General features: G+C 65.2%; 11 protein-coding genes and 2 pseudogenes. All 13 read left to right on the top strand.

Features of this window, described 5'->3' with window-relative positions; genetic code table 11:
- Window positions 1-40: 40 nt before the first annotated feature.
- Window positions 41-1,663 (top strand): response regulator, encoded by a 1,623-nt coding sequence (locus U5S82_05695; GenBank protein MDZ7751150.1) that lies wholly within the window; start codon window positions 41-43, stop codon window positions 1,661-1,663.
- Between the two features lie 14 nt (window positions 1,664-1,677).
- Window positions 1,678-2,370, top strand: a complete 693-nt coding sequence (locus U5S82_05690; GenBank protein ID MDZ7751149.1) for a HAMP domain-containing sensor histidine kinase — start codon at window positions 1,678-1,680, stop codon at window positions 2,368-2,370.
- Between the two features lie 159 nt (window positions 2,371-2,529).
- Entirely contained in the window at window positions 2,530-4,284 is a 1,755-nt protein-coding gene (locus U5S82_05685; GenBank protein MDZ7751148.1) for an ABC transporter ATP-binding protein, read from the top strand.
- 325 nt (window positions 4,285-4,609) lie between these two features.
- Window positions 4,610-6,598, top strand: a complete 1,989-nt coding sequence (locus U5S82_05680) for a PhoX family phosphatase (GenBank protein ID MDZ7751147.1) — start codon at window positions 4,610-4,612, stop codon at window positions 6,596-6,598.
- Window positions 6,599-6,875: 277 nt separating this feature from the next.
- Window positions 6,876-7,511, top strand: a complete 636-nt coding sequence (locus tag U5S82_05675; protein MDZ7751146.1) for a hypothetical protein — start codon at window positions 6,876-6,878, stop codon at window positions 7,509-7,511.
- A gap of 151 nt (window positions 7,512-7,662) precedes the next feature.
- On the top strand, window positions 7,663-8,151 hold the full coding sequence (locus U5S82_05670) for a DUF4338 domain-containing protein (protein ID MDZ7751145.1): 489 nt from the start codon (window positions 7,663-7,665) through the stop codon (window positions 8,149-8,151).
- Window positions 8,152-8,195: 44 nt separating this feature from the next.
- The gene (locus U5S82_05665; GenBank protein MDZ7751144.1) at window positions 8,196-8,675 is read left to right on the top strand and encodes a transposase family protein; all 480 of its coding nucleotides are present in this window, start codon (window positions 8,196-8,198) and stop codon (window positions 8,673-8,675) included.
- 38 nt (window positions 8,676-8,713) lie between these two features.
- Window positions 8,714-9,391: an ISAs1 family transposase gene (locus tag U5S82_05660; protein ID MDZ7751143.1), complete on the top strand. Its 678-nt coding sequence runs from the start codon at window positions 8,714-8,716 to the stop codon at window positions 9,389-9,391.
- A gap of 256 nt (window positions 9,392-9,647) precedes the next feature.
- Window positions 9,648-10,086: pseudogene (locus U5S82_05655) on the top strand (universal stress protein).
- An 86-nt stretch (window positions 10,087-10,172) separates the two neighbouring features.
- A complete protein-coding gene (locus U5S82_05650) occupies window positions 10,173-10,811 on the top strand; it encodes a BCCT family transporter (protein MDZ7751142.1) in 639 nt (212 codons plus the stop codon).
- Window positions 10,754-11,398, top strand: a complete 645-nt coding sequence (locus U5S82_05645) for a BCCT family transporter (GenBank protein ID MDZ7751141.1) — start codon at window positions 10,754-10,756, stop codon at window positions 11,396-11,398. The genes U5S82_05650 and U5S82_05645 overlap by 58 nt, the downstream gene beginning before the upstream one ends.
- A gap of 145 nt (window positions 11,399-11,543) precedes the next feature.
- A complete protein-coding gene (locus tag U5S82_05640; GenBank protein ID MDZ7751140.1) occupies window positions 11,544-11,789 on the top strand; it encodes a hypothetical protein in 246 nt (81 codons plus the stop codon).
- 538 nt (window positions 11,790-12,327) lie between these two features.
- Window positions 12,328-13,544, top strand: a pseudogene (locus U5S82_05635) (IS110 family transposase).
- Window positions 13,545-13,576 lie beyond the last annotated feature (32 nt).

Here is a 13,576-nt window from a genome sequence, read left to right as displayed (position 1 = left end):
ATGGGTATCCTATCCTTATAAGAGTTGCGACGGATCTGCCATGTCCGAAGACTATACGAAAAAGCGCTTTCTCGTGGTCGAGGACTTCGACGACATGCTGCGTGCCATCCGGCAGATGCTGGAGGCCATGGGCGCGAAGGAGGTCAGGTTGGCCGCCAATGGCGAGGACGCCATCAAGGAGATGGCCCGGTTCCCCATGGACGCCGTGTTGTGCGACTACAACCTCGGCGATTCCAAGGACGGCCAGCAGATCTTGGAGGAGGCGCGCGCGCGCCGGCTGCTCAAGCCCGCGGCGGTGTTCATCATGGTCACCGCCGAGACCAGCATCGACATGGTGCTGGGGGCGGTGGATCACAAGCCCGACGATTACATCATCAAGCCTTTCAACCGCAACGCGTTGAAACTGCGTCTCGACAGGGCCATGGCTCGCAAGGCCGAGTTCGCGCCCATCGAGGCGGCGGCGGCGGCCGGCGATGTGCGGGGCGCCATCGCCCGCTGCGACGAGGGGCTGGCCCACAAGGGTCGTTACGGCCTCGAGATCATGGAACGCAAGGGGGGACTGCTGCTGGAGGCGGGTGATCACGCCGGTGCGCTCGCCCTCTACGACGAGGTGCTGGCCCACCGCGAGCTGCACTGGGCGAAGCTGGGACGGGGGATCTGCCTGTTCCATATGGGCGATCTGGAACAGGCCCATGACATTTTCGCCGAACTCGTGTCATCGAATCGTCTCGCCATGGAGGCCTACGACTGGTTGGCCCGGGTGGAAAAGGCTCGCGGCAACACCCGCCAGGCGCAACAGGTGCTGGCCCAGGCTACCGCCCTGTCGCCCAAGTCGGTACATCGCCAGAAGGCGCTGGGAGAACTGGCCTACGGGAATGCCGATTACGAGCTGGCGGGCAAGGCCTTTCGCTCGGTGGTACGGCTCAACAGATACTCATCCTTTCGGTCGTTGTCGGATCACACGCGCCTCGCGGAGGCGCTCCACTCCGCCGGCGATGATAGCGGCGCCCTCAGCGCCCTGCGGGAAGGGCAGCGTATCCACCGGGTGGAAGCCAACGCCGAGGACGCCCGCCGGGCGGCACTCCTGGAGGGGGGCGTACTGAAGTCCATGGGGCGCGAGGATGAGGCGCGCGCCGTCCTGGCGGCGGTGGAACCGGCCGCCGGCGAGCCGGCGGATGCGCGCCATTCGTCCCTCGATGATGCCCGCCGCCTGTTCGAAGAAGGCAAGGCCGATGCCGCAGCCCATCTCCTCGAGGAGCTGGTACGCAACAATCACGAGGACGAGGCCCTGCTGGCGGAGGTCAAATCGGTGTTCGCCGAGGCCGGGCTGCGGGAGCGGGGCAGCGCCATGGTGGATGCCACCCAGGACCAGCTCATCCGCCTCAACAACGAGGGGGTGGACCTGGCCCGCGCCGGCAAGCTCGGTGAGGCCATCGCCCTGTTCCGGGACGCCGCCGAGGGCATGCCGGCCAATCGCGTGGTGAACCTCAACGCCGCCCAGGTGCTGGTGATCGAGATGCGGGACAAGGGCGTAGATCAGAAGCTCCTCGCGGAGGCTGAGCGCTACCTCGAACGGGTGGCGAAGGTGGACCCCGACAACGCCAAGTACCGTTCGGTCAGGGAGCGCCTGGAAAAGCTGGCCGCCGCCGCGGGCGGGTCTTGAGGAGGCGGTTTGCCATGACTGACCAGCCGCCCGGGCCCGACTTCGAGACCATCCTGGCCTCCACCATCCACGACATGAAGAACTCCCTGGGGACGCTCATCAACGCCATCGACGGCTTTAGCCAACGGGTGGAAACGACCATGCCGGCGATGCAGCAGGAGCTCCATCCGGTGCAGGCCGAGGCGCGCCGGCTGAACAATCACCTGGTTCAACTCCTGGCCCTCTACCGCATGGGGCGGGGCGAATTCGCCGTCAATCCGCGCCAGGTGGCGGTGGCGGACTTTCTCCACGAGGCCTTTTTCGAGTTCGAGTCCGTGTTTGTCACCGGCGGCCTCACCGTGGACATCGACTGTGACGACGATCTGGTGTGGGTGTTCGACGACAATCTGGTCATGGGCGTGGTGCGTAATGCCCTCAACAACCTCGTGCGCTATGCCCGGCGGCGGGTCCGGCTGTCCGCGAAGCTGGAGGGGGAGTGGTTGGCCATGCGGGTGGAGGACGATGGCGAGGGCTATCCCCAATCCATCATCGAGATGGTGGGACCCGAGGCCCATGCCATGAATTTCCGCAACTCCAGCACCGGTCTCGGTCTCTATTTCGCGTCCCGGGTGATGGCCGGTCATGAGCACCGGGGTTCCAGGGGTACCATGGAACTCGGCAATGGCGGGGGGCTTGGCGGGGGCGTGTTCACCCTCCATCTGCCGTGAGCGGCCCGGGGTCCAGCCTTGTCGTGCGCCGCTTGCCCGGCACACTTCCCACCATGGGCCGGGGCCCCCAGGTGCTGCCATGGCCCTGCGGTCGGTATCCCCATGGCTGACCACGATCCGGCTGCCTCCGGCGAGCGCCGTTACGACTGGCGCTACCTCATGGAGGGGATCCTGCGTCACCGGCGCGAGCTGGTGTTCGCCCACGTCATCGCCATCATCTCAGCGGCCCTGTCCATCCCCATGCCGCTGCTGATGCCCCTGATGGTGGACGAAGTGCTGCTGGACCAGCCGGGGGCCATCGTGGGGGCCATCCAGGCCGTTTTCCCGGCGGGACTCCACGGGCCGGTGCTCTATATCCTCACCATCATGGTGGTGACCATGGGCCTGCGCTTCGGCGCTACCATGCTGGCGGTATGGCAGACCCGCGAGTTCACCGTCATCGCCAAGGACGTGACCTACCGCCTGCGCCGGGAGTTGCTGCAGCGCATGGAGCGGGTGTCCCTAGCCTCCTACGAGACCATGGGCAGCGGCCGCGTCAGTTCCCACTTCGTCACCGATATCGAGTCGGTGGACGAGTTCCTGGGCACCTCCGTCGGCAAGGTGCTCATCGCCGTGCTTACCATCATCGGCACCGCCGTAGTGCTGCTGTGGATCCACTGGCCCCTGGCGCTGTTCATCCTCTTCATGAACCCGCTGGTGATCTATTTCACCGTGGTGCTGGGCGGGCGGGTCAAGGAACTGAAGAAGCGCGAGAACAAGGCCTTCGAGGTGTTCCAGGAGTCCCTCACGGAGGCCCTGGACGCCATTCAGCAGATCCGGGCCAGCAACCGCGAGCGCCATTATCTCGGGCGGGTGGTGGACATGGCCCGAGAGGTGAGGGACCACGGCATCACCTTCCATTGGCGCAGCGATGCCGCCAACCGCATGTCATTCCTGGTGTTCCTCTTGGGCTTCGAGGTATTTCGGGCCGTCAGCATGTTGATGGTGGTGTTCTCCGACCTGTCCGTGGGCCAGATGATGGCGGTGTTCGGCTACCTGTGGTTCATGATGTCCCCGGTGCAGGAACTGCTGAACATGCAGTATTCCTATTATGGGGCGAAGGCGGCCCTGGGGCGCATCAACGAACTGCTGACCCTGGAGCCGGAACCGGTGTACCCCAGCCACAGCGACCCCTTCGCCGGCCGGCGTACCGTGGGTATACGAGTGGCCGATGTGACCTTCGCCTACGGCGATGGTCCGCGCGTGCTGGATGGCGTATCCCTCAGCATCCAGCCGGGCGAGAAGGTGGCCCTGGTGGGGGCGAGCGGCGGCGGCAAGTCCACCCTGGTGCAGGTGCTGGTGGGACTCTACCCGTCCCGTTCGGGCACCGTGTACTACGGTGGCGTGCCGGTGGAGCAGGTGGGCTTCGACGTGGTGCGCGAGAACGTGGCCGTGGTGCTGCAGCATCCGGCGCTGTTCAACGACACCATCCGCGCCAACCTCACCCTGGGGCGGCAGGCTTCCGACCAGGAACTCCACCGCGCTCTGGGGATCGCCCAGCTGCGGGACTTCATGGCCGAGTTGCCCCGCGGCCTGGACACCGTGGTGGGGCGCCAGGGCGTGCGCCTCTCCGGCGGCCAGCGCCAGCGTCTCGCGGTGGCGCGCATGGTCTTGTCCGATCCGCGGGTGGTGATCCTCGACGAGGCCACCTCGGCCCTGGACACCGAGACCGAGGCCCGGCTCCACGACGCCCTTCACCGCTTCCTCGAGGGTCGCACCACCCTCATCGTGGCCCACCGCCTGTCGGCGGTGAAGCAGGCGGATCGGGTCTACGTCTTCGAGAGCGGCCGCATCATCGAACAGGGCGGCCATCGCGAACTCATGGAGAGCGGCGGCCTCTACGCCAAGCTCTACGGGGATTACCAGACCGCCTGAGGCGGCTCCCGGGACCATCACTTCCGAATCTCCTCCGGCGTCCTCCTCCTTTCGTCAAGCCGGCCTCGACATGGCGCCTTCCTGCCGTCATGCGGGGCTTGAGCCGGCATTCGCTGTTCGTACCGTCATGCCGGGCTTGCCCCGGTATCCAGGGGCCGGTGGCACCGTCGTCGGCGGCGCGCGCATCCGGCGCATGCACCACCCGCCTTGGATGGGCCTGCCGGGCGATTACCTTTCCCTCAACCATCATGGATCCTTCACGGACCTGTCATGGCATTCCGCTACCGTTGGCGCTCCCCAGAACACAGCCAATGGAGGCTACACGGTGAAAGATGACAACCCCATCAGCAACAATTCGGGCAACCGCCCCTTTGAAGACGTACTCAAGGTCAATCTGGCCCGCCGCAGGGTCCTGAAGGGCGGCGTCGCGGCGGCCACTACCCTCGCGGTCATCGGCCCCATGGGCATGGCCGAGGCCTTCGTGGGCCGCGGCCGGCGCGGCGGCGAACTCATGGGCTTCACCCCCGTGGCGGTGGCCGACGGCGGTGGCATCGACCCCAACATCTCCGTCGACTACGACTTCGACATCATCCTGCCCTGGGGTGACCCCATCGAGCCCGGTGGTCCCGGTTTCCAGATCCCCGTGGATCCCGAGGCTCAGACCCAGCAGATCGGCATCGGCCACGACGGCATGTGGTTCTTCCCCATCCGCAACCCCCGCCGCCCCCGCTTCGGCTGGGATGATGGTAACGACTTGAATCCGTGGGACGACCGCCGCCTCGGCATGGGCCCCGGTAACTTCCACGGCGTGCTGTGCCTCAACCACGAGTTCGGCACCAACAACCACGTGCTGCGCAAGCCCGTGCCCGACAACCTCGACGAGGTGCGGGCCTCTCAGCATGCCCACGGCGTGTCGGTCATCGAGATTAAGCGCTCCCCCGGCCGCTTCGGTCGCTGGCGCACGGTGAAAGGCGACCTGGGCCGGCGCATCCACGCCAACACCCCGGTGACCTTCAGCGGCCCCGCCGCCGGTCATTCCCTGCTCGCCACCGCCAACGGCAACGTGCCCCTGGGTACCCTGAACAACTGTGCCTATGGCGTCACCCCCTGGGGTACCTACCTCACCTGCGAGGAGAATTTCCACGGCTACTTCGGCACCGAAGATGCGGCCTGGACCCCCGATGAGACCGAGACCCGCTACGGCATGAGCAGTGGCGGCTTCGGCTACTTCTGGCACCTCTTCGACAAGCGCTTCGACCTGGCGGACCCGGGCTACAAGAACGAGGCCAACACCTACGGCTGGGTTGTTGAGATCGACCCCTTCGACCCCAACCAGACCCCGGTCAAGCGCACCGCCCTGGGGCGGCGCAAGACCGAGGGCGCCATCAACTTCGTGGCCCCCGACGGCCGGGTGGTGGTCTACATCGGCGACGACGAGCGCTGGGAGTACGTCTACAAGTTCGTCTCCGCCGAGGACTGGCGCACCATGCGCGCCAACGGCGAGAGCCCCCTGGACCGCGGCACCCTGTATGCGGCCCGCTTCGACGACGATGCCACCAGCGGCGGTACCAGCGGCGATAACCGTGGTGTCGGCGAGTGGCTGCCCCTCACCCTGGACGGCCCCATGAAGGACGGCGGTGTGCTCGGAGACGTGTTCGCCGACATGGGCGAACTGCTGGTGAACACCCGCAAGGCGGCGGACATGGCCGGCGCCACCCCCATGGACCGCCCCGAGTGGATCACGGTGGCCCCCGACGGCCAGGTCTACTGCTCCCTGACCAACAACCGCCAGCGCACTGGCGGCACGCGGACGGTCAACGGTCGGGAAGTGGACGCCGGCGCGGACGAGGCCAACCCCCTCACCCCCAACCCTGACGGCCACATCATCCGCTGGACGGAGACCGCGGGCCATACCGGCACCACCTTCGCGTGGGACATATTCGTGTTTTCCCAGGACACCCACGGTACCGAGGAGAGCTTCTCCGATCCCGACGGTATCTGGGCCGACCCCGACGGCCGCCTGTTCATCCAGACCGACGGTGGCCAGGCGGACGGCCTCAACAACCAGATGCTGGTGGCGAACCTCGATACAAAGGAGATCAAGCGCATCTTCACCGGCGTGCCGGGCTGCGAGATCACCGGTGTCGCCCCGACCCCGGACCGCCGCACCATGTTCATCAATGTGCAGCATCCGGGTGGCGGTGACGCATCGGAGAGCAACTTCCCCCAGCAGGGCGGCCCCGACGGAGTCACCGTGCCCCGGGACGCCACCATCGTCATCACCCGCAAGGATGGCGGCATCATCGGTTCCTGAGGAACTTGCGATGACGAGGCCATGAGCCATCACGGCCCCGGCAGCTGCCGGGGCCGTGCCAAGGAAGGTCCATGGTCAACGAACGGTAAATGGCCTGTAAGCCCCGTGTTACATGGCGGCCCTAGGCTCTGAGTACCGAGCCCTGAGTACCGACCCCTGAGTATCGACCCCTGAGTATCGACTCATGGACCGGCAACCAAACCCTTTCAGCCTTCACGACCGTCTAAGGGTGACCCACATCCCGGCGGACGTTGTAACCTCTTCAGGAGACACAGCAATGTTTAACCCACAGTTGACACAGTACTTCACCCGGACCGCCCTGGCCGGTGCCCTCCTGGCCACCGGCCTGGCGGCCGGCCAGGCTCACGCAACGGCTTCCTTCTTCAACTTCGCCGATGCCACGTTCACCCTCTTCGACGCCACCCCGGACGACGCGGGCGCGGCGGATTCCACAGATCTGACCCTGTTCTTCACTTCCGACAAGCTGGGTTCCGAGGCCACCACCGGCACCGCCGCTGCCTTCCACGATGCGGGTACGGCCACCAGAGTCACCAGCGTCCCGGGCCTCTTCTCCTCCTCGCCCGCGTTCGATTTCACCGTCAGCGCCTTCACCGAAGGCTCGGCCGAGGCCGACCCGGCTCCCTCGGATGCCGGTGCCGATGCCAGCGCCGGCTTCGAGATCGAGATCCTCAATGACAGCCTCTCCACCGGCTACACTTTCTCGGGGTCCTTGTTCTTCACCCTGGATGCCGAGGCCGTGGCCGATTTCCCGACGGTGGAGGAGTCCTTCTCCAGCGCTGGCATCGTGCTGGAAGGCCTGACCGCCGGCGACCTGCTGGCCGGGCTTCCCTCCCGGTCGTTCCAACAAGGCCCCGCCCCAGGGCGAATTTGTCCTCCCAAGTTTCTTGGGTGAAGCCAATAACTTAGCCTCTACCGCTGGACAAGACCGAAAAAGCCCGGTATAACGGGCGCATGAACTCATCAACAATTTCCAAGGCCAATGCCTGTCCGAACTGATCCTTCGCCCGGTCACGCGCAGCGAACAGGCGCGCTATCAAGCGCAGATGGCCCGGCACCGCTACCTGGGCGATCTGCCGAGAATCGGCGAGACGCTGTGGTACGTGGCAACCTGGCGCGAGCAATGGGTCGCGTTGCTCAGCATCTCGGCGGCGGCGCTCAAATGTGGCGTGCGGGATCGCTGGATCGGCTGGGACTTCCGGCTTCAGTACGACCGGCTCAAGCTGATCGCCAACAACAGCCGCTTTCTGATCCTGCCTGAAGGCCGCTGGCCGAACGTGGGCTCGAAGGTGCTGTCGCTGCTGGAGCGGCGCATCGGCGCCGATTGGCAGTGCCAGTTCGGGCATCCGCTGCTGTTGCTCGAAACATTTGTCGATCCGCGCCGCTTCCATGGCGGTGTCTACCGCGCCGCGAACTGGCTTGAACTCGGGCTGACGCGCGGCTACCGACGTACGCGCGAGGGCTACTCGACCGAGGCCTGTGCCCCAAACGGGTATTCGTGCGGCCGCTGTGCCGCAATGTCCCGGCTCGCCTGAACCATCCCGATCGTGCCCACCTGGGCCTTGCTGGAGTCCCCAAGATGCAACTCAATGCCGAACAAATGTACTCGCTGCCGCGCTGTTTTGCCTCGATCCCCGATCCACGCCGTGCCCACGGGCGCCGTCATCGCCTGCCGGTGGTGTTGGCGCTCGCGGCCGGCGCGAGCCTGTGTGGAATGCGCGGCTACAAGGCCATGGCCGATTGGGCCAGCGGGCTTGGACAGGCCGCGCGGGCCCGCTTCGGCTGCCGCCGCACCCGCGTCAACGGCAAGGTCCATTACGAGGTGCCCAGCGAATACGTGATCCGTGACTGTCTGGTGCGTATCGAACCGGGCGCTCTCGAATGTGCGCTCGATGCCTGGAACCAGGCATGGGCGGCCAAGGAGGAGGCGCTGGCTATCGATGGCAAGACGATGAAGAACGCCATCGATGAAGCCGGAGAACAAACGCATATCATGAGCGTCGTTGGCCATGAGTCCGGTCACTGCTACACCCAAAAAAAGTCGGCTCGCTGCCGGTAACGGGAAGCGACGCGCTTAAACGGACCAATGAAATCGGCATGGCGATCCCGCTGCTCGCGCAATGCGAGATTGCGGGCCGGGACATCACCGCCGATGCGCTCCTGACACAACGCGGACTCGCCGCGTACATCGTCGAGCGCCAGGCACACTACCACTTCACGGTCAAAGGCAATCAGCCCACCCTCGCAAACGACATTGCCCTGCACTTCGAGCGGCGCGGCGCACCAGACTTCGCCGAGCCACCCACCCTGGCGCATGGACGGATCGAGACGCGGCGCATCTGGGCGAGCACGGCACTGAACAGCTACCTCGATTTCCCGCACATCGGACAGGTCTTTCTGATCGAGCGCGAGGTGCTTATCAAGAAAACCGGAAAGCGAAGCTGCGAAATCGCCCTCGGCATCACCAGCCGTTCGCCACAGCAGGCATCGCCCGAGCGCCTGCTCGCGATCGATCGCGAACACTGGCGCATCGAGAGCACCCACTACATCATCGACTGGAATTACGACGAGGATCGCAGCCGCATACGCACCGGTTATGGCCCGGAGAACGTCACGCGCCTGCGCCGCTTCGCGGTGGGGATCTTGAAGTCGTTCCAGAAACCCCGCCAGTCGATCGCGCAAATGATGCGCCAACTTGCCTCCAGCTCTCGAAGGATCCTCGACTACCTGCGCCTGACCGACAACTCACTCGGTTCGGCTCGGGCGGCAGGGTGAGAACAAATTTGCCGTGGGCCCCGCCCCGCGGGGCCTTGTCATTTCCCCCCGTAAGAGCGCCCTTGGGCGCGAACCGCTCAGCAATCCAGACTCGCAGCGGATGAACGGCCGTTCTTCGCCTGGAGAAGCACCCGCCCCGTGCAATGGTTTTCGGAATCGCCCTCCTGCTCAGACTGTCGGCAGACTCATCAAATGAACCGGTTGTCGGGGGCAAGCCCCCAACGTGCCCGCACATCGTCCCAGGAGGCCCTCGTTCATGTTCAAAAAGATTATGGTGCCCGTGGACCTGGCGCACCTGGGTGCGCTGGAGAAGGCCCTGACGGTCGCCGCCGATCTGTCCCGCCACTACGGGGCGGCCCTGTGCTACGTCGGTGTGACCACCTCCAGCCCAGCGCCGTGGCCCGCACGCCGGAGGAATACGAGCAGAAGCTCAGGGCATTCGCCCACGAGCATGCCCCCGACAGCGGCCACGATCCGACGGCCCGCGTTTATAACAGCCACGACCCGGTGACCGATCTGGACGACATCCTGGCCCAGGCCATCGACGATGCGGGTGCGGATCTGGTGGTCATGGCGACCCACCTGCCCACACCATCTCGACGCCATCATGCCCCCAACGGCGCCAAATCGCCAAGCACACCGAGGTGTCCGTATTCCTCGTGCGCCCGGATGCCGCCAATAAGAACACCGCATAAAGAACAAAAACTTTAAAGAGTAGGGGGGAATATCGTGGAAAAAAAACCCGCAACAGTCCTGGAGATCACCGCCGGAGTCGGTCGGCGTGCCGGCCCCGGAAGGTGCGGCCAATCTGATCGATACCGATTACCAGGTCGGTCAGGACAACTACCAGGCCAGGCCCCTCGGGGTGAACATCGACATTCACGGTGCGGTGTTCGCGGTGTCGTCGCTGGTCATTCTCGCCTTCGTGGTCCTCACCCTGGCCCTGCCCGAGCAGGCCACCGCCACGCTTCGACGGGCGAAGAACTGGATCAACTACCCACGCCACCTGGTTCTACCTGCTGTCGGCCAACGTCTTCGTGGTGCTGTGCCTCGGCCTGATCGTTCTCGCCCCTGGGGCGAGATCCGCATAGGCGGCGCCAACGCGACGCCGGACTTCTCCAGGATCTCCTGGTTTTCGATGCTGTTCGCAGCCGGTATGGGCGTCGGCCTGATGTTCTACGGTGTGTCCGAGCCCCTGAGCCACTACGGCACGTCTCTGGGTGGCACAACCGTGGGCGAGCAGGGAATGCGTACCGACTGGGCCCCCCTCGGAGGCGCCGCCGGCGACCCGCAGGCCGCAACGCCAGCCTGGGCATGGCCGCGACTCATCCTCCACTGGAGCCTGCACCCCTGGGCCATCGTATGCCATCGTGGCGCTGGCCCTGTGCCATCTTCTCCTACAACAAGGGCCTGCCCATGACGGTACGGTCCATCTTCTACCCCATCCTGGGTGAGCGCATCTGGGGCTGGCCGGGTCATATCATCGACATCATGGCGGTGTTCGCCACCCTGTTCGGGCTGGCCACCTCCCTTGGCTACGGCGCCCAGCAGGCGACCTCCGGGCTGAACCATCTGTTCGGCATCGGCGGTGGTGACACCACCCTGGTGCTGCTCATCACGGGCATCACCGCGGTGGCCATCGTGTCCATCGTGGCCGGCGTCGACAAGGGCGTGAAGCGTCTGTCCGAACTCAACATGGTCCTGGCCTTCCTGCTGCTGATGTTCGTCGGTATTCGTGGGGCCGACGCTCCTCATCGTCACCGGCTTCTTCGAAGTAATCATCGCCAGCTACCTGGCGTGAGCTGCCCTTCCTGTCCAACCCCTTCGGGCGGGAGGACGCCAACTTCAGCCAGGGCTGGACCACCTTCGTACTGGGGCTGGTGGATCAGCTGGTCACCCTTCGTCGGGCATGTTCATCGCCCGGGTCAGCCGCGGCCGGTCGGTGCGGGAGTTCCTCGGTCTGCCGGTCGCTGCTCGTCCCCACCACCGTGTCCATCTTCTGGATGACCGGCCTTCGGCACCACCGCCATCGACCAGGTGCAGGAGGGCTTCGAAGGGCGCCAGACGGCCGAGCTGCCGTTGCAGCTCTTCGTGATGCTGGGGCGACTGCCCTGACGGACATCAGCCCTCGTTCATCGGCATCGTGCTGGTGATGGTGTTCTTCATCACCTCCTCGGACTCCGGCTCCCTGGTCATCGACACCATCACCGGCTGGCGGCAAGATCGACGCCCCCAAGCCCCAGCGCGTGTTCTGGGGCATCATCGAAGCGCCGTCGCCATCGCCTCTGCTGGGCGGCGGCCTGGGCGCACCTGCAGGCCGATGGCCGTATCCACGGCCGGCCTGCCCTTCACCCTGCTGCTTCTGGCCGGCTGCTACGCCATCGTCATAGGGACCTGATGAGCGAGCCCCGCCCCGGCAGGCCGTAAGGCCTGCCGAGAGCGGCTGAAGAGGGCGGCTGCGGCCGCCCTCTTCTGTGGTTCGTAGGGTCCGGGCGGTCGGTTATAACAGCATGTCGATGTCCCCGCGATGCCGGTCCAGGGCGCGCACCGGCTCGATGCCATCAGGGACGTCAGTCGGTGGTCAAAGGGTGAACTAACGCTCGAACGGGCAAACCACGGAACAAACCACGGGTCGGACCAACGCAACTATCTTGCGTTAAGCTCTCATGCATCTGTGAGGCACCCCCGATAATGAAAGATAATAGGGGTGCCGTCGCCGTGGGCAGAGGTCGCGATACTTTTTGATGGCGCTAGACCGCGCAAGTTAACTCGACCCGCCACCATTCACTCGTACCCCAGATTGCTTGGCATGGCCTGAACCGGTCATGGACAGCGCACGTTAAAAAGAGCCGTCGGTTTCCGACAGGCCGTTGAATGGCGGCGCCCTCGGCGACAGCACATCATCAATGATAGTGCGTCAGCCTCAGGAGGTCAGCATGGACATCACCCCGCATTCACCAGCGGGTCATCGGTCTGGATGTGCACCAGAACAAGATCACGGCCTGCGCGCCTGCACCGAGCAAGCCGATGGCAGTGTGGCAGTGGAACAACGCGAGTTTGGTGGCTTCAAGCGGGAGCGTCGGGCACTGGCAGAGTGGGCACACGGGTTCGCCCCGGACATCGTTGTCATGGAAAGCACGGGGATTTACTGGAAGAGCCCCTATGCGGCATTGGAGCGAGTAGGCATCGCGGCCTGGGTGGTCAATGCCCGTCATGTCAAGAACGTGCCCGGCCGCAAGACGGACATCTCCGATGCCCAGTGGCTGGCTACGCTGGCGCGGGCGGGCCTGGTGCGGGCCTCGTTCATTCCTCCGGCCGACATCCGTCACCTGCGCCTGATCTCCCGGCAGCACCAGAAGTTGGGTGGAATGCTGGCCGCGGAGAAGAACCGGCTACACAAGGTGCTGGCCGATGCCGGGATCCGCCTGAATGTGCTGGTCTCCGATCTGCATGGGCAGGCTGCACGGGCCATGGTCAAGGCCCTGCTGGCCGATGCGCCCATCGATGCCATCCTCGATCGCGCCGGACGCCTGCGGGCCAGCCGTGAGGATCTGTTCGAAGCCCTGCAACCGGAAGAACTCAGCGCAAAGCACCGCTTCGTGCTCAACGAGATCATGGCGCATATCGAGTACCTGGAAGCCACGATGGCCCGCTCGCACAGGAACTGCTCGATGGCCTTGCCCCCTGGGAGGCGCAGATGAGCCTGCTGGAAACCGTTCCCGGCATCGACCGCATGGGCGCCGCCATGCTGCTGGTGGAAATCGGCACCGACATGGACAGCTTCGGCAGCGCCGAACGCCTGGCTTCCTGGGTCGGGATCTGTCCCGGCAATAACGAGAGTGCCGGCAAACGCAAGCGCGGACGCACGCGCAAGGGCAATGCTTGGGTGCGACGCCTGTTGTGCGAGTTCGCCCAGGCCGCCTCACGAACCCGCTGCGCCCTCAAGGACAAGTTCTCCGCCCTGTCCATACGTAAGGGACACAAGCGCTCCATCATCGCCCTGGCCCACAAGATGCTGCGTATCGTCTATGCCATGCTCACCAACATGACACCCTATCAGGATCGCACCGTCGATTACGAAGCACTGATGGTCGGCCGCAACGCGCCTCGCTGGCTGAAGATGCTGGCCAAACACGGCTACATCGCTGCCTGAGTCGTTCTGTAGACTGACAACCCGCCAACGTT

The organism is Gammaproteobacteria bacterium, from assembly GCA_034522055.1.
In the GTDB taxonomy this organism is placed as follows: Bacteria; Pseudomonadota; Gammaproteobacteria; order JAABTG01; family JAABTG01; genus JAABTG01.
Note: the sequence above shows the minus strand (reverse complement) of the source record. Positions and strands in the feature narration are given on the sequence as shown.